General features: G+C 39.4%; 13 protein-coding genes. 2 read left to right on the forward strand and 11 right to left on the reverse strand.

Features of this window, described 5'->3' with window-relative positions; all coding sequences use genetic code 11:
• Positions 1–8 precede the first annotated feature (8 nt).
• The 11 genes from FA047_RS11590 to FA047_RS11640 form a co-directional block, all read right to left on the reverse strand.
• On the reverse strand, positions 9–1,553 hold the full coding sequence (locus FA047_RS11590) for a PKD-like family lipoprotein (RefSeq protein WP_136836237.1): 1,545 nt from the start codon (positions 1,551–1,553) through the stop codon (positions 9–11).
• Positions 1,554–1,594: 41 nt separating this feature from the next.
• Positions 1,595–2,305: a DUF4843 domain-containing protein gene (locus tag FA047_RS11595; RefSeq protein ID WP_136836238.1), complete on the reverse strand. Its 711-nt coding sequence runs from the start codon at positions 2,303–2,305 to the stop codon at positions 1,595–1,597.
• A gap of 43 nt (positions 2,306–2,348) precedes the next feature.
• Entirely contained in the window at positions 2,349–3,833 is a 1,485-nt protein-coding gene (locus FA047_RS11600) for a RagB/SusD family nutrient uptake outer membrane protein (protein WP_136836239.1), read from the reverse strand.
• Between the two features lie 10 nt (positions 3,834–3,843).
• Entirely contained in the window at positions 3,844–7,305 is a 3,462-nt protein-coding gene (locus FA047_RS11605) for a SusC/RagA family TonB-linked outer membrane protein (protein ID WP_136836240.1), read from the reverse strand.
• A gap of 169 nt (positions 7,306–7,474) precedes the next feature.
• Complete coding sequence (locus tag FA047_RS11610) at positions 7,475–8,458, reverse strand: FecR family protein (RefSeq protein ID WP_136836241.1); 984 nt, start codon at positions 8,456–8,458, stop codon at positions 7,475–7,477.
• Positions 8,459–8,550: 92 nt separating this feature from the next.
• On the reverse strand, positions 8,551–9,138 hold the full coding sequence (locus FA047_RS11615) for an RNA polymerase sigma factor (RefSeq protein WP_136836242.1): 588 nt from the start codon (positions 9,136–9,138) through the stop codon (positions 8,551–8,553).
• A gap of 174 nt (positions 9,139–9,312) precedes the next feature.
• Positions 9,313–10,494 (reverse strand): FecR family protein, encoded by a 1,182-nt coding sequence (locus FA047_RS11620; protein ID WP_136836243.1) that lies wholly within the window; start codon positions 10,492–10,494, stop codon positions 9,313–9,315.
• Between the two features lie 107 nt (positions 10,495–10,601).
• A complete protein-coding gene (locus tag FA047_RS11625) occupies positions 10,602–11,777 on the reverse strand; it encodes a DUF4185 domain-containing protein (protein WP_136836244.1) in 1,176 nt (391 codons plus the stop codon).
• Position 11,778: 1 nt separating this feature from the next.
• On the reverse strand, positions 11,779–12,351 hold the full coding sequence (locus FA047_RS11630; RefSeq protein ID WP_136836245.1) for an RNA polymerase sigma-70 factor: 573 nt from the start codon (positions 12,349–12,351) through the stop codon (positions 11,779–11,781).
• A gap of 41 nt (positions 12,352–12,392) precedes the next feature.
• Positions 12,393–14,975 (reverse strand): AsmA-like C-terminal region-containing protein, encoded by a 2,583-nt coding sequence (locus tag FA047_RS11635; protein WP_136836246.1) that lies wholly within the window; start codon positions 14,973–14,975, stop codon positions 12,393–12,395.
• A gap of 60 nt (positions 14,976–15,035) precedes the next feature.
• A complete protein-coding gene (locus tag FA047_RS11640) occupies positions 15,036–16,010 on the reverse strand; it encodes a Gfo/Idh/MocA family protein (protein ID WP_136836247.1) in 975 nt (324 codons plus the stop codon).
• Between the two features lie 148 nt (positions 16,011–16,158).
• Here FA047_RS11640 and FA047_RS11645 point away from each other — a divergent pair, with 148 nt between their 5' ends.
• Both FA047_RS11645 and FA047_RS20670 read left to right on the forward strand, forming a co-directional pair.
• Positions 16,159–16,860 carry a 3-keto-disaccharide hydrolase gene (locus FA047_RS11645; RefSeq protein WP_136836248.1) on the forward strand — a complete coding sequence of 234 codons (702 nt, stop codon included), beginning with the start codon at positions 16,159–16,161 and terminating at the stop codon, positions 16,858–16,860.
• Between the two features lie 30 nt (positions 16,861–16,890).
• Positions 16,891–17,106 (forward strand): hypothetical protein, encoded by a 216-nt coding sequence (locus tag FA047_RS20670; protein WP_205943298.1) that lies wholly within the window; start codon positions 16,891–16,893, stop codon positions 17,104–17,106.
• The last annotated feature ends 32 nt before the right edge of the window (positions 17,107–17,138 follow it).

Here is a 17,138-nt window from a genome sequence, read left to right on the forward strand (position 1 = left end):
GTTTCTTATTAATATTTATAAGCAATGTCTATTATTTTATTAAAGCCAGTAACCATATTGGTGTAAGTACCAATAGCACCAACAGTGTTAATGGAGAAAAAATACACCTTACCTACAGTACCGTTCCAAGTTGCAACAGCCAGTTTCGCCCCTGTTTTGTCTATAAAATACTTGGCATACTTAATTGAAGTTATATTCTCTCCCGCTGGGAAATTATACGTTTCAACCACAGCGTTTGAACTAGTCTCATATCGGAAAAGTGCATTTCCAGTTCCATAGTAGATATGTGGTGTACTCGTAGATCCTGCAGCTGCACTAAAATTCAATATACCCGGCGCATTTATAGCTGTTTTCGCCAAAGTAATGACCGGCGCTGCCGTAGTGTTTTTGGTTTTGTAACGAAGGAGGTAGGGCTGATTACCTGAATCCCGCATAATGGCATTGTAATCATTAATTACATCTGCTGAATCCTGAAACAACATGGTCATTCCTACATTGTTCATATCGAACACACTACTTACACCTGTACTCGCACCTGCAGGAAAAGCTTCTAAGGTACCCGCCACAGGTGTTGGATTATACGCCTGTATGCGATAGAAACGTTTATCAATATTGTCGTAAACAATAGCTGGAAAAGTCTCTCCGCCAACTGCAAAAGGTGCTAGAGAGTAATTGCGGTTACCTTGTGGATTAAGCGCAATGTCTCCCCATTTTTTTACGCCCGGAAATCCACCTACAAGGTTGCTGTGTAATTTTCCATCGTTGATAGCAACTCCCAAAGCAGGTGACCTGACACCGCTATAAGTATATTGGCTTGTCCAGGTCATTACGGTAGGATTTATTACAGCCGGAGTACTAAAAAAAAGAAAGCTGTAATCGAACTTCTTTATCATAGTTAGGTAGTTATATTCCTGACTACCCTGATCAGCCAGGATATATAGGCGTTTTCCTGTAGCAGAGATATCATCTGTAACGGGAAATGGACTAATCTCCAGCTTCCTTGGTCCTATTATAGCAGCAGTATTCCGGTCATTATAAATACCGTGCTCAGCATTGTAGTCCGTAAAAATAAAGGACAGATCGCCTTTCCCTGCCTTATCTTCCAATACCAGCCAGCCTATGGCGTATTTATTGCCCACCATCACATTGTAATTGAGGTAAGAACTCACACCTGTTTGTTTATCTGTCGCTTTCAATCTGACAATAAATGGCTCACCTAAAGTGAAAACATCTGGCTTCACCACTATTTTCAGTTCATAGGTTTTAGCAATCTCATCCCGTGGTGCTGCCAGGCTGACTGCTCCATTGTTATTATACAATAACCAGGTAAATTCCAGATTTTCTATATTTTGAGCCATGCTTTGGCTCAAAGTTGGCTTCAGTTTGAGACTGTCGCCCTGATAAATGATTATCTGTGAGGCGGTCTTTGGATCGCTTAGCTCGACTTTATTAATTGTTTCTATGTTGGTGTTGCTGTCGTCTTTATAGCAACTGCTTAACAATACTGTTCCGAAGAAAAGTAGTGTTATAATATTTATATAGTTAAATTTCATTGTCGTTTTGCTTTAAATAGTTCATGATTAAAAACCGTCCTCTATGGAAAAAATACTTGCTGTCCGAATTCGTCTATCAGGGCACCATTCTGCTGATTATATTCAAGCAACGCATTTCTCGCCTTTTGGGATAGGAAACGTGAATCTTGCGGCAACGGACCAGAATTCCAGTTTGTTTTGCCAGTAACGGCAATCAGGAATCTGAATTTAACTTCAGAATAAGTACCGAAATAAGCAGCCCAGGTGCTTTCCCAGTTACTGGGCTTTGTCAATATATCTGTAAGGGTAAATTTGTAACGCAAGCGGCTTGGATAACCTGGTTTAAAATCTGAGTTTTCAGTAACCATCAGATTTACAGTAAGTGTACTATCTTTTAATCCAGCTCTACGATAAACGTAAATTGGTATTCGGGCACTGAATGTATTGGCTTTGATCACTGCATTACCTACTTTATAATGGTAACCAGCCTTACCGGTGCTTGTAGCCGTCGGTACAAAATTGATAGTCCTGTCTTTATCAGATGCCTTGCCAATGATACGGAAATTCACCATAATGGAATCACTTAGCAAGCTTGCCGGACTTGCAGCAAATGTATAATCCGTGCTATCTGGTATAGACTCCACATACACCATATCTGCCTCATTATAAAGCAATTCTTTATTCTTGGTACAAGAAGCCATGATGACCGCAGGGAGCAGCACCATCAGAAAATTCTTCAATATCTTTTTCATCTCTATAATTTTATTTTTCATTAGAAACTATTTTTATAGCTTCCTATTTTCTCATGTGATGTATTTAATTGCCGGCCAAGCCGAATTCCAATTCGTCATTTGGTATAGGGAAAACATATTTTGCTGTCGTCATCGGATTTGATATTCCATCAGGCAATGTCAAAACGTTCATACGTTTATAATAAAACCAAAGTTGCCCCTCTGCGTAGAAATCCTTACGGTATTCAAACTGGATCTCCGTATCAAATGCGGCTTGTGTCGCTGGCGCAGGCAGTTCAGGAATCAAACGATTAGTACGAACAACATTTAAATAGGAAATTCCTTCCTGAATGGTTGCTGAAGCTTCCGCCGCGATGTAATACATTTCAGATAATTTGATCAATGGTATTAGCCTTTGCTTTACATTCGTCGGTGCATCGCTCCAATACTTTTTTGTATATACCGTTGTAGAAGCAATCTCGTTCCACAAGCTCTTCGAGGCACCGGGTCTGCGCACGTCAGTACCGTAGCCAACTAATGAGGCTTGATAGGTCGCATCCAATTTTGCTCTTGTAGACCATAGATCTGTTGTTTCGCCAGTAGTAGTGGTGTTTTTAAAAACATCGTCGGCCCGCGCTTTCAAAGAAGACACATAAATAGAGAAAATATGCTCACTGGTAAAAGTGAGGTCTGAGGCTGTTGAACCAGCATCAACATTAATCTCCGCCGAGGTAATGAACTTAAATTTGGTACTTTGTATTACTTCCTTTGAATATTTTAAGGCATTTGGCTTATCTCCTTTATATAAATATAAACGTGCCAGCAATGCCTTTACCGCCCAATAATTCATATGATTTTGTCGATATTGCAGGAAAAGGTCGGCGTTGGTACTTCCCTGGTTACCCACAATCTGATCAATCTCCTGATTGGAGGATAACAAAGATTCAGCCTCTTTAAGGTCAGCTTCGCAGTTAGCTATCACCTCGCCCAATGTAAGTCTGGTTTGCGGAGTTACTGTAAATGACTTCAGATAAGCAACTGAAGGTTTGCCTGCATTTGCTCCATTGTCATAGCGTTCTGAGAACAAACGTGCCAAATCGAAATGAATATATGCCCTCATAGCCAACGCCTCTCCTTTAATGATATTGAGCGTATTATCATCTAAAACCCCCTCGCTGTTGTCAATATTTTTAAGAATAAAGTTTGCCTGGGAAACTATCTTGTACTGACTATTGAAAATAACTGATATCGCTGTTTGAACTTCGCTATCTGTATAGATATAACGGGCCGTTTTTCCAATCAATGTATTGGTAGCCGATTTATTTTCGTAACGTTGAGCCAGTATGTCCAAAAATCGATAACTGAGCTGACCGCCATAATTGCTAATTTCAGCTGCACTTTGATAAATACCAAAGAGTGCATCGACATAACCCTGACGGGTGCTGAACTGTTTGGCTTCTTTTACCTGTGTCTTTGGGTCTACATCAAGCCACTTTTTGCAAGATGAAAATGACAACAATAAGCCGAAAAGGTAAACTGGTAATAATATGGTTATATTTTTTAGCTTCATGATATTTCTATTAAAAAGTAGTCTGTAATTGCAATGTATAATTGTGTGCAAACGGATAATCGAGGCCGCGTTCCCGCTTAATACTTGAAGCCCTGAAAATATCTGAACCAAACAATGTGATCTTCGTGTTCTGAAGACCTAGCCGTTTATTTATTTTATCCGAAAAGCGATAATAAACAGACATGCTTTCACCTGCAATGAAATTATTCTTTTGCACAAATCTGGTAGTTGCGTAACTAATTGGCGCGTTTACGTTGTTGGTATAATTTACAATGCCACGATAAAATGATACATCTCCTGGTTTCTGCCACCTGGAGTCATACACACGACGGTCCACATTATAAAGCGCCACGTTAGCATTCTCCACACGATCTACAAGGGTTTGGTTATAGGTATCTCCTCCAAAATCAAATCTCAAGTAGAAGTTCAAGCCAAACCCCTTAACTTCCAGGTTGGTCCCCAAAGTACCGGAAATATCTGAAGTCCTGTCACCGGCAATAACCTGATCTGCAGGATTATAAGAACTAACAACTGTACCATCTCTACTTAAAAAAAGCTCATTACCAGAAGCAGGATCAATACCTAGCGACGGCACGGCCCAAATTACATTTACAGATTGTCCCTCCGCATATTTTGGAAGTGGTGAAGTAGAACGGGTAGAATTCGCTCTTTCATTTAGTGCCTTAATAGTCGACGATATCTTTTCAATCTTATTGGTCACATGGAAAGCGTTGAAAAACACCGACCAGTTGTTGCGGTTACTTGGATTGGCCAGGATGTTAAAGCGCCCGTAAAGCTCATAACCTTTGTTCAGCACATCTCCCATATTGTCGTAGTATCCGGAAAATCCTGATGAAGGGGCACTTGCAATAAAGGCTATACTTCCCTTAGTCCGCTCGATGAAGTAGTTGGCATTTAAAGTGAAACGATTAAATAAAGTAATATCAAGACCGATATTCTGCTTCAGCGTTTTCTGCCAGGCCAGCATTTCATTACCATAACCAAGCAGATAAGAAGCGATAACTCCTCTATACTCACGGTCTGTGTAATACTGACTGGTAGTAATCCCCTTGTAGCTTTCAAAACTTTGTGATCCTGTTGTACCAATGGTATAGCGCAATCTCATATCATTAACTACAGGATTGTCTTTCAAAAAGCTTTCATTCGTCAGATTCCAACCTGCACCTATAGACCAGAATGGAGCGTATCGTTTGTCTGTTCCGAACAAAGATGAACCATCTAAACGAAAAGTTGCGTCGAACAAATACCTGTTATCATAAGCATAAGCAGCACGGGCCAACGTACCAACTGTGCGAGTCACACTTTCGCTACCGGTAGGCTTTTGATTAGTAGGATACTGATTACCTAAAATAAACTGATCCAGATTCGGATTCGGAAAGCCAATTACACGTATCGACTGCGTATTAGAGGTAACTTCCTGTATGTTCAGTGTTGCCGACCCGGATAGGAAATGCTTGCCAAAGTTCTTATTCGCCTCCCCTGTCAGAAATCCTTCCAGACGCTCCAGGTCACCAGTACCTTTTGTGTATGAACCTTTCTCAAAAGTGGTGATATTGGCGAAAGAACTGTGCTGTGCGGGAAGGAAGATGTCCGATTCGTCGTTTTGTTTGGTATAAGACAAACGACCAGTTAATCGCAACCATTCTTTAGCTTGCCATCGAGTCTCAAAATTGTTGGTAATGCCGCGATAACCAGTCCGGTCTGCGATATTCAATGAAGCATTATACAAAGGATTGACAGGACGGCCAACATATCCATTTAGATTGTCATAAAAATCCTGATTGGTAACGCGAATTCCCGTCGCAGGATCTATCACCTCCTCCAGATATACTTTTAGGTTGCCATTAGCATCATAGGGTGACCAATACGGATTTAACCGGGTGTATTGAGTGAATGAGCCATAAGGTGAGTTGTTGGCATCATTAAAGAAAAGGCTCAGCTCATTTCTGAACTGAAAATTCTTCAGTCGATACGATAGAAATGAATTACCAGTTGTCGTTTTACGATCGGACCCTTTCATTACACCAGTTTTCTGATCGTACGTGATGTTCAATCCATACGTAACCGCGTCTGCACCACCTTCTACGTATAGATTATGCTTCTGACCAATCCCCGTACGTAACGGCTTGGATATCCAATCAGTGTTTATACCAGACTGTACCGCAGCTAGGCGATTTTCACGTACCAGATCCAGTGCATTCTGTGTGGTGTTGAAATTATTTTTAAAGAAACCTGAGCGATCTTCCAGTTCAAATTTCTCATTCGCGTTCAGCAGGTCGTAACCTGTTAAATCAGGAGCTTCTAATTGAGTGCTTCCATTATAAGTAAACCTCAATTTGCCTTCCACAGGGCGGACCTGTTCAATAACGATGACACCATTCGCACCTCTTGAACCATATATGGCAGTCGCACCTGCATCTTTTAATATGGTTACGCTGGCGATACGGTTCATATCCAAATCATTAATGCGTTGCAGTGTGGTTTCAAATCCATCCAAAATGAACAGGGGTGCATTTGGTGAAGCCTGATAGTTAAATGGATCTGCTCCTCCCACTTGACGTGTATCCACCAGGGTGTTACCCCCTCTTAATACAACATCTGGCAACACATTTGGATTGGAACCTATGTTTAGGTTTTCCGGGATCTGAAATGCCGGATCGAGTGATTTAAGTGCGCTGAGCACATTGTTGTTCGATACTTTAGCGAGTTCTTCAGAAGTAAGTGTCCGCGCCGCACCGGTAAATGTAGATTTTGACTGTGAGAAGATCCCTGTCACAACCACTCCTTTTAACGATTGAGCAGATTCAATAAGCCTTATTTCTAAAATAGGTTTGGTGATCGTAGTCTCCTGAGTTTCATATCCTATGTAACTCACCAGAAGTACCGCTCCTATCTGAGCGTTGATTCTAAAGTTACCATTAGCATCTGTCATCGCCCTTACGCTTCTATTTTTTACTGTAATGGTCGCACCGATTATCTTATCCTTGGTTTTACCATCGTAGACAGTACCCCTAATTACAGTATCAGCGACAACTACCAGCTTCCGGCTTTCCGAAATAGGATTTCTACTGATGACAATCATATCCTCAACTTGCTTAAAAGACAATTCTGAGGTCGATAGCAAACGCCTCATCAGATCACTAACCGTGATCGACGACTCATTGAGAGTTATCAATTTAATGTTTCTAAGATCTGAAGTGCGGTACAAAAAACGAAAGCTGGTACTGCTTTCTATTTTTTTAATTGCACTTTCAATACGTTCATTTTTCAATGAAATATTTAGTTTCACTTCATTCATCGCCTGACCTTTTACGCTGGACGCAATAGCCTGCAATGAAATAGCTGCTACTATGCAAATAAGGGAAGTTATACGCATAATCTGTATTAGTGGTTTGGGTAATTTCCGGAAAATAGAATTCCCGTTTCTTGCTGCTTCTGCAGAAAAATTCATATTTTTAGTTTTTATTGTGATTACTAAACTTAAGCTTGGAATTACATGAAAAAGGCTGTCATTCTTAATGACGCCTCCGGTAAGGCTGTTTTTTTTAGTACTCGCAATACTAAATGACAGCCTTACTTTTTAAGTCGAATTTTTCCGGGTAGAGTAGAATTTCTTCATATTAGTTACGGTTTAAAGGTTTAATTGATACTTCTGTACTATCTATATTAAAATTGTGTTTAGCGTTGTTGTAATTACAAATGATGGATAGAAAGTGATCAAGACTTTCATTCGCCCTTAGTGAAGTGGTAAATTTCACGTTTTGCAAATCCTCATCAGGCAGGTTGATCTTCACTTGAAAACGGTCCTCCAACATGTTCTTAGCATCTTTAAATGAGATGTCATTAAAGACAATTCCCTCTTTATTATTCCATGAAAGCTCCTTCTCTGCATTGATGACTTTTCTGCTGACCATCTCTGCATCTTCTGATACTACCTGCATATTCTTTTTCAGATAAGTAAGCCAGTGAGATTTCATATTTTTCACTTCTACCAATCCCCTGATTACATTGACCTTCACAGATTTTGATCCGGCCGGTGCTGTAATGTCAAACGAGGTACCCAATACAGTCGTTCTCACATTACCTGTATAAATAATGAAAGGCTTCGAAGGATTGTGTGCAATATCGAAGAAAGCTTTTCCCTCCAGTTCTACTTCTCTATTGTGTTTTTTATTAAATGCCGACAGTATGGTTAGCTTACTACCCTTTTCAAGAATGATCACACTTCCGTCAGACAGTTTCATCATGCTATTCTCAGTTGCGGATGCCACCACCACACTATCCCTATCAACAGGAGCTGAAACAAGCTTGGTTTCCGGATTGGTCTTAACCTCTTTCCCCGATTGAAATTTATAAACAAATAATACTGCAATAACTATCGCAGCAGCATATGCAGTCCATCTTACAAAAGGATAACTCTTTTTTGCAGGCGCTATGCCATTCCAGATTTCTTCCTGAACAAGCGCCATCTGCTCTTTTTCAGGAACAAAATCACTATTCTTTAGCTCATTAAGATACCAACCTTCTACAATAGCCTTTTCTTCTTCAGTGCATTTGCCCTCAACATATTTATCAAAAAGATCTTTGGAAAAATCGTGTTTCATCTTATTTTATATCTAAAGCTTGTTTTGCTTTGATACATGTCGGCCAAAGTGAACTTTAGTAGTAGATGAAAATGAAATATTTTTAAAAAATATTAAAACAGCTTAAAAAATACCATAAGAATGATACTATAATAATTGGTAAATCTGGGCTTAAGTAATTTTAAAGCATTACTAATCTGCTTCTTAACCGTTTTATCGGAAATATTAAGTGTATCGGCGATTTCTTTATGTGACAGTTCTTCTTTTCTGCTCAGTTCAAATACCTCTTTCATCTTTTGAGGGAGATTCTGAATTTCTTTTTCTATTTCGGCATTAATCTCTTTTTCAATTAACGCACGATCTGTACGCAGGTCACCGGAATATATATAAGCAGATAAGGAATCAAGATGGTCTTGTCTGACTTTTTTACGGCTGATGAAATCAAAAACCTTATATCTGACCGATGAATACAAATAAGACGAAATGCTAATCGTTATCTCCAGATTAGCCCTCTTATTTAAGAACGAAATGAAAACCTCCTGAACAATATCTTTAGCTTCATCCTCGTCTTTCAATATTTTGCACGCGGAGACATATAACAACTGCCAGTAACGCTCATAAATCAATTTGAACGCAGATTGATCGCCTCTCTTGAATAAAGAAAGAAGATCAACATCACTGAAGTCATGATTTTCTGTCATTAATATATCCCCAATTCAGGAAGTTTCCCATCTTCCTCTAAAAATAAAGCATTAAACCGCGAGAGGTAACAATACTCTAAATTACAATTTACGGAACGTAATATCAAATAATAGGATTTTAATTCAAGACCTTATCAGGTTTTTAGAACAATCTTAACTAAAAACTGACAAATTTTATTCATCACTCATTATATAAAGGGTTCTGCCGTTAATTTTGAAGTGAACTGAGCGGGTAAGTTCCATAATCCTCAGTATTTGAGAAAGATTTTTGTTTTTAGAGATAGATCCGCTAAAATTAAGGTCACGCGGCATTTTTTCGGGATATATGGCATCTACATCATACCATCTTGCGATTTTCCGCATGATAGAAGTGATATGTTCATTATCAAACAGAAATCTCCCATTTTGCCAGGCTTCTATTGCTTCAACATTGCCTTCCACTACTTCAAAAGTTTTATCTGTGAGCACCGATTCTTCGCCGGGTTTCAAGACCAGGCTTTTTACCGAACCTGTGCTTGCCAGCCTTGACACCCTTACTACGCCTTCGATCAACGTCGTCCTTGTAGCTGCTTCATTGGAATAGCTCTGTATATTAAAATGTGTACCCAAGACCTCAACCTCCTGTTTATCAGTCAACACAGAAAATATCTTATGCTGATCTTTTGGGAACTCTGCTTTAGACTTTGTAACAGCAAAATAGGCTTCTCCATTCAATTCTACACTTCTTTTACTATTGTAATCAAACTTAGATAGGTATTTGAGCGTGGAAAGCGGATTCAGCGAAACTTTAGTCCCATCTGACAATATAACCCGATAGGTTCCTCCTTTTGGAGTAGTTAAAGTATGTATACCTCCTAAAACGCCAACTGCCGAACTAACCGTCTTATACTCAATGACACCATCTTCAACTTTAAAAATCTTTAATCCAGCATCACTTGCGAGCTCTCCGATATCCGCAGTTTCCAAATCAAACACTTTACCATTAGCCAGTGTCAGGACAGCCCTATTTCCTCCTGGCGCTATGTCGTTCTCGGCAGTAATATCCTGAGGAATAGCGCTGATCTTACTTTCATTCAGAAATAAATACAACCATACAGAAACACTCAATACAACCACAGCAGCAACAGCTCTATACCATAACTTATAATCTTGTTTTTTTGCAGGTCTGTCTATCTTCTGATCGATCAGGGCAAGCAATGCCTGCCTGGTTTCGGCCTCATCTCCCATTCGGACTTTATCCCATGATCCATCCCCCTTCAATTCATCAATATATTGATTATACAACTTCAATTGTTCATCCGAAGCAGTACCATCAGTTACACGTTCTATTATTTCTAAAAATGCTTGTTTGTTCATAGTTTGGTTTGGCTAAAGGTATTATATAAAGAAGGCACACAAACAGACACAAACACCTGCCTAAAAAATAAAAAAATACTTAAATAATTGATTGTCAGCACCAAAATTTAATCACTAATTTTCAAACTGATAAATCTTGGCCTGTAAAACTGTGGATCAGCCCCGAGATCTTGCAAAAAATTAAAAGAATTGATATTATAACTGATTAATAACTCACCTTTTGTAGACAGACTGGGATGGGCCTTTGCATTATAAGCAAAATAGCCCTCCTTGGTAAGAGAGGCCTTGCAGTCCCAAATTCTATTTAGTGGTCCGAAAGGTCCTGTCGGGCCTGCTCCAATGCGCATCACGACGTACCTTCCAATTCCACCTTCCTGAAAAACCAGGACAAATCTGCCATCAGGCAGTTGTGACATACTAAGTTCATTTGAAACACCAGTTGTAAGCGCAGTTGCATCATTCATAATTTCAGTCCAGCCAGTACCATTCCAAAATCTCCATTGGTTATAGTTCTCAAAATCCTCAGGCCTTACTCTTGCCACCAAAAGCTGTTTCTCTTTTCCAAAAACACCATAAACATAAATATAACCATCCGGATTTTTTGCCCCGGCAGCTTTGGTATTCACATAGATTCCGGCACCAAAAGATCCCGTCTCTCCATTTTTTTTGATGTAAAAAGGTGTATCCTTCTGTTCAAAAGAGCCAATCCTTTTTACTTCGCTGGCCTTTATTTTTATCAGGGTGTTTCCTACTTCAGAAAAACCAAAAGTACCTGGCCCTATCTGTCTGACCCTATAGCCGAAGATATAAATCGCGTTATCCATCTCTTGATTTACAAAACCATCGCCCAGCCAGTAATAATCTTCTGGTTCGGTGTTGGGTGTTGCAGGCACAAAAACAGGTTGAGCGCTATTTCCTTTCTTCTTCCAGTTAAATTGAAAATCGCCTGAAACCGGATTCTTCCCCTCTAATATTGCCGTAGAATTATGGATCATCCCTGACTTTTTTATTTTACCATCTTCAACATCTCCTATCATACTGTCACTAAAAATAAACAACGTTTTACGGGATGAAGATCCATTTGATTCCACTCCGTTTAAAGGAATAGAATATATTCCATCTCCTCCAAACCAACCTTTTGTCCGCTGAAAAAGATTAGTCCATTCCGGGGACTCTTCCACCTTAAATTTAAATGTTGTAAGATCAGGTGCTGGAATCTGTGCATGTAGAACATACGGTAAAAAAATACCTGTCAGGATCAGTATTAACCAGGTTTTTCTCATACTAAAATAGCATAAATAATACCGCAAGTCTGTTCAATGGCCCTCTTAACTTCTTAAGCGCCCTCGTGATGTGGTCGTCCACCGTTTTTTCAGAAATAGAAAGTCTTTCTGCAATTTCTTTATGACTCAGTTGCTCATTACGGGATAACTTGAAAACCGTCTGACATTTTTCAGGCAATTCTCCGATCAGTTGTTCAATAAGCATTCTCAGTTCTTTTACTTCCAGTTCATTTCCCTGAAATGAGGAAGGGTTTAGCTGTTTCAACTCATCAAAAAAACTATCCCTAACTTTGCCATTTCTAATGAAGTTGGCAATTTTATACTTAACCGAAGTCCATAAATAGACCTGTACATTCGTTCTGACATTTACTTCCTTTCTATGCTCCCAAAGCCATATGAATACCGCCTGGCAAATGTCCAGGCTATCTTCTCTTACTTTCAGTGTATTGAATGCCGCAGTAAAAAGGAATTTCCAGTGCCTGTTGTACAGTTCATTGAATGCCATCCGGTCATTCTGGCCGATTAATTCCATCAGCCTTTCATCTGTATCATCAGCAGAGCGGTAAGTGATCATGCTATAAATTTATTTAAATCTATTCACTATACCATGATCACTTATTCCTTTTTCTTAAAAAAGCCTTTCAATTTATCCGCAACGACATTCTTTACTTTTTCTGTAGCCTGTGTTTTTAGCGTATCTACTTTGGCCTGGGCAACTGCCTTAAGCTCTTCCTTCTTGTCTGCTATTGCCTGATTTACCACAGTTTTAGCTTCACTTTTCGCATCTCCGGCTCCGTATTTCAGGCTTATTGTAGGTTTCAACATGGTCCCGCCCAATACAGCATTTACTTTTACGGTTTCACTCACCGCCACATTTGTACCTGCCTTACTGTTCAGCTTTGCAATAAATGCATTGGCCGTTTCATTGGCTTTTGCACCCAACATTGCCCTAGGCACATTCAGTCCAAGTTGATAGTCCATCGTCTGATCCAGTCCATTTGATCCCTGCACATTCATCACAACACCTTCCTTTTTAATATCAAAAGGAGCAACATTCAAACGCCCGTCTTTAATTTTAAACTTCGTAAGTACATTGTTTAGTTCCAGTTTTTTGAATTTATCTGAACTTAAAGCCGAAGCCAGTTTATTTAACGGCTCAAACCCATCAAGTACTGCCTGAATAATATTTGTTAGTCCCTCCGCATTAATGGAGGAATAAACCGGCATCATGTTTTGATCAAGATCTGAATTGAACTTCAGGTTTGTAGAGAAAACTCCTTTTGCAAATTTTGCTACCGGAGCCAGCAATTTAACGGTATTGAATGCGGTAAAGGCTTTCTGTATATCCATTTTTTCAATACCAAAAACAATATCCACTTTTGGCTTCTTAGGATCAATAGTAGCATAAGAACCATTCATATTGACTTTGCCATCTAGCATATTCATACCCATATCTTTAAAGTATATGGTCTTATCTTTTACTACAAGCATCCCCTTTGCATTACTGATGTCATAATTGTCATATAAAATACGGCCCGCATTTGCAGTCAGGTTAAAATCTATATTCCCCGGAACTTCAAAAACAGAAAGTTTCGAATTACTCTTTTCAGCCTTCTCTTCCTTAACAGGAGGACCAACCAGCTCATTGACATCAATCAATCCTGATGAGACATTGAAATTTCCCTGCAACGCCTGGTTCTTTTTAAAGAAATAGCTCAAATAGTTATTTACAGTTCCGTTTGCTTTAAAATCACTTTTTCCTACGTTAGCCGTTAATCCTGTAAGCGTAATATTTTTAGGACTGAAAGTCATTTTTACAGACGGCACACTTACCGGCATCGGCACGTTTTTACCTGAATAATTAAAATTACTCGCCATCATTTGTCCTGATGCCTTAAATGCCTCATACTGCCCTTTGTCAATCGATGATTTGCGCCCCGACGCTTGTACATCAGCATCTAAAATACCACTCAAAGTCATGTCTTTCATTGGAAAAATGGCTGTCAATTGCTTCAAATCCAACTTTCCTTTCAATGCCATATCTAAGAATGGGTCGGTTACAGGGTTTTTAAGTAATAATCGCCCGTCTATAGGTGCCTGACCAAATTCCATATGAAAGGCCGGGACATTTACTACAGTATGATCAATCACTCCATCCGGATTATTGATCTGCGATTTTACCTGGATGTTATTAATCGCTGAAGGTAATGAAGGATATTTGATCTTTCCATTTTCAATAGACAGGTTGACGTTAAATGCTGGTAATGATTTTTCATTGTAAGTTCCTTTAGCTGTCCCGTCCATAGCAAACTTACCACTCGCTTCCATGTCCTTAAAATTACTGGAATAGATGGCAGGGATCAGTGATAAGAAGTTTTTAAGTTCGGATTGCTTCGCATCAAACTTAAAATCCATGACCATATCGGTTTCATTCGGCATTGCGAGGTAACCTACTGCAGATAATAGCAGTTCATTCAACTGAATTTTATTCTCGGCGAAGCTAAACTTCATATTTTTCATGTCCATATCAATAGGAAGTTCTGCATTTAGCTTTACTTTATTGAGGTATGGAATACCTGCATATTTAACAGTGAGCTGCGCGATATCAGACTGAGTCTGCAGCTTAAAGAGATCCTGCGTGAAATCCCCCTTACCGGAATGATTTAAGTCTTTCATTTGCATGAAAAACCCTAAAGAAGCATCGTCATAGGTTACATTCCCACCCTCAATTGCATATTTCTGCAAGGCCACGTTAAAGTTTGTTTTAGCCGTATCTGTACTTGGAGAGGCCAGGCTGTCAGGCTTCGTGATATCCCAATTGGCTTTTCCACTTTTCAATACTTTGGCTAAAATGGTAGGTTCATCGAGTAGAATGGAATTGATTTGATAAGTCTCCCCTTTGATCACGCTCATAAAGTTCAAATTCAGTTGAAGTTGTTTAATGTTTGCCAGTGTGTCTTTGGCGAAACTGTCAATACCAACTATCGTTAAATTGTTGATCTTAATTCCCAAATCGGGAAAGGAGCTAATCAGACTCAAATCCAAATCCTTAAAATCAACTTTAGCATTTATACTTTCGTTAATGGATGATTTGACCTTTAAGTCAATTTCTTTTTTGAAAAATAAAGGAATTGATGCCGCAGCAACAAATAAAACGGCAAATAGGATAACTAAAACAATGAGTACTTTTTTAAGCATGTTTTTTTATGAATGTGATTTTTTTATTCCAGGCTCTATAAGACAATAACGAGACCAAAACTATATGTTAGTGAAAGAATCCATCATCTTCATTGACAGAATTGCCTCTTCTGCCGAACATGGATTTTCATCTCCACCAAGAAAATAATTTGTGACCTTTTCAATCATTGGCTGCTCTACATGTTCGATCGGATCAAAGACAAATTCCTTGAGGATGCCTTCTATTTCTAAAGTAACTTTATTACCAAATACCTGAAAATTGATCCTTCCCTTGCTGCCTATTATCTCAAACAGATCGGTTTTATTTGACGGAGATACAGTAAAACACCATGTACCATTAAAAACCACTCCGTTATTAAACAGGGCCTGACCAACCACCATGTCGTCTGCATTACCTGTCCCCCGCTGGTTTAAAGAAAGACCTGAAAAAGATTCAGGTTTACCAAAGAAATAAACCATCAGGTCTAGCTGATGTGGGGCAAGGTCGTGGAACAATCCTCCTCCTGAGATAGCAGGGTTCAGGCGCCAGGAAGTTTCTGATGTTGCAATGACATCTGAGGCAATCGGTTGTAACATTTGAAGTTGTGCAAAACGTACATCACCAATTGCCTTTTCATGAAGTAGGTCTTTTATTTTTATAAACATAGGCTGCGCACGTCTGTAATGAGCAATACATAACTTAACACCGTATTCTTCAGATGCCGCTTTCATTCTGATTGCCGCCGCTGCATTTAGGGCCATCGGCTTCTCCACGTAAACCGGCTTACCCGCAGCAAGTGCCTTTATCGTATAATCTTCATGCTGGAGCGGAGGTGTGGCAATATAAATTGCATTTATTTCAGGATCATTTATCAGCAGGTCGGCATTGTCATACCATTTTGGCACTCCGTGTCTCACAGCATAATCCTGCGCCTTTAGCCTATCCCGCCTCATCACTGCAACCAGCGATGAGTTCTCAATCTTATTAAAAGCAGGTCCGCTTTTAACTTCTGTAACATCCCCGCAACCTATGATGCCCCATTTTATTTCACCCATATTTTTTTGAAATTAGTCTAAAATGATAAACTTTCTCAGCGCTAAAATTAATGAATATAATCCTATTGAAATATCTATATAAATTTTAGTGATGCTAAACAATAAGGATTTTATATATATTAGTGGGATCAACAAACATAACCATACAATGAAACTACTTTATACTTCAGCAATTGCCATCACTTTATTTTTCAATGCTGCTACTTCCATTGCCCAATCCAAAAGCCTGTTTAACGGCAAAGACTTGAAAGGCTGGCATGCTGATGTTCCGGAAATGGATAAAAATCCAAATGCTAGAAATCCATTTATCGTAAGGAATGGATTATTGGTTAGCCTTGGTACCCCTGGTGGTCACCTGATCACCGATGCGGTCTACAAAAATTACAGAATAGAAGTTCAGTACAGGTTTGCCGCAAAACCGGGAAACTGCGGCGTATTGGTCCATGCTTCCAGATCAAGAGCGTTGTATGATATGTTCCCTCAGTCCGTTGAAGTACAGATGCAGCACACTATGGCCGGTGATTTTTGGTGCATTGAAGAAGATATCACCGTTACAGACATGGAAACACGTAGAGGTCCTAAAGAAAACTGGGGTATCAATGGAAATAAATTACGCAGGATCAAAAGACTATCCAAAGACGTAGAGAAACCGGTTGGGGAATGGAATAAAATGGTGATTGAATGTGTGGGCGATCAGGTGAAAGTTTGGGTGAACGATGTATTTACTAATCACGGTACAAATTGCACTGCCCAGAGTGGAAATATTGCCTTGCAGGCTGAAGGTTCTGAAGTGGAATTCAGAAAAGTGGAACTAACCCCCATCCGTAAATTGAGTAAAGACTCAAAATAGAGGCAGACTATATCTCCATCAAAAAACTTTATGTTGAAGTTAGTTGTAAATCAATTAATTTTGTGTTATGACTACAAAACCAACATCAGAAAGGAAGGCCGCCATTTTAAAGTGGCTGAAAAAGGTCGGTGTTTGGGGGTTTCTATTCTTCCTGATCAAGGGATTGATATGGCTGGGCCTTGGTTATTGGGCCTTGAAGTAAAAAAAGCAGGAATAGGTATGTGGTATCAGCGTCATTTCGAATGAAACGCAGTAAAGCGAAAAATCTCTTGCCTGAA

The organism is Pedobacter frigoris, from assembly GCF_005116445.1.
GTDB lineage: Bacteria > Bacteroidota > Bacteroidia > Sphingobacteriales > Sphingobacteriaceae > Pedobacter > Pedobacter frigoris.

What these genes read in the sequence shown, in the direction of transcription:
- FA047_RS11610 (WP_136836241.1), bottom strand. Translation starts at nt 8,458, where the DNA reads ATGAAACACGATTTTTCCAAAGATCTTTTTGATAAATATGTTGAGGGC.
- FA047_RS11630 (WP_136836245.1), bottom strand. Translation starts at nt 12,351, where the DNA reads ATGATCACTTACCGCTCTGCTGATGATACAGATGAAAGGCTGATGGAA.
- FA047_RS11645 (WP_136836248.1), top strand. Translation starts at nt 16,159, where the DNA reads ATGAAACTACTTTATACTTCAGCAATTGCCATCACTTTATTTTTCAAT.
- FA047_RS11615 (WP_136836242.1), bottom strand. Translation starts at nt 9,138, where the DNA reads ATGACAGAAAATCATGACTTCAGTGATGTTGATCTTCTTTCTTTATTC.
- FA047_RS11620 (WP_136836243.1), bottom strand. Translation starts at nt 10,494, where the DNA reads ATGAACAAACAAGCATTTTTAGAAATAATAGAACGTGTAACTGATGGT.
- FA047_RS11605 (WP_136836240.1), bottom strand. Translation starts at nt 7,305, where the DNA reads ATGAATTTTTCTGCAGAAGCAGCAAGAAACGGGAATTCTATTTTCCGG.
- FA047_RS11635 (WP_136836246.1), bottom strand. Translation starts at nt 14,975, where the DNA reads ATGCTTAAAAAAGTACTCATTGTTTTAGTTATCCTATTTGCCGTTTTA.
- FA047_RS11590 (WP_136836237.1), bottom strand. Translation starts at nt 1,553, where the DNA reads ATGAAATTTAACTATATAAATATTATAACACTACTTTTCTTCGGAACA.
- FA047_RS11625 (WP_136836244.1), bottom strand. Translation starts at nt 11,777, where the DNA reads ATGAGAAAAACCTGGTTAATACTGATCCTGACAGGTATTTTTTTACCG.
- FA047_RS20670 (WP_205943298.1), top strand. Translation starts at nt 16,891, where the DNA reads ATGTTGAAGTTAGTTGTAAATCAATTAATTTTGTGTTATGACTACAAA.
- FA047_RS11640 (WP_136836247.1), bottom strand. Translation starts at nt 16,010, where the DNA reads ATGGGTGAAATAAAATGGGGCATCATAGGTTGCGGGGATGTTACAGAA.
- FA047_RS11595 (WP_136836238.1), bottom strand. Translation starts at nt 2,305, where the DNA reads ATGAAAAATAAAATTATAGAGATGAAAAAGATATTGAAGAATTTTCTG.
- FA047_RS11600 (WP_136836239.1), bottom strand. Translation starts at nt 3,833, where the DNA reads ATGAAGCTAAAAAATATAACCATATTATTACCAGTTTACCTTTTCGGC.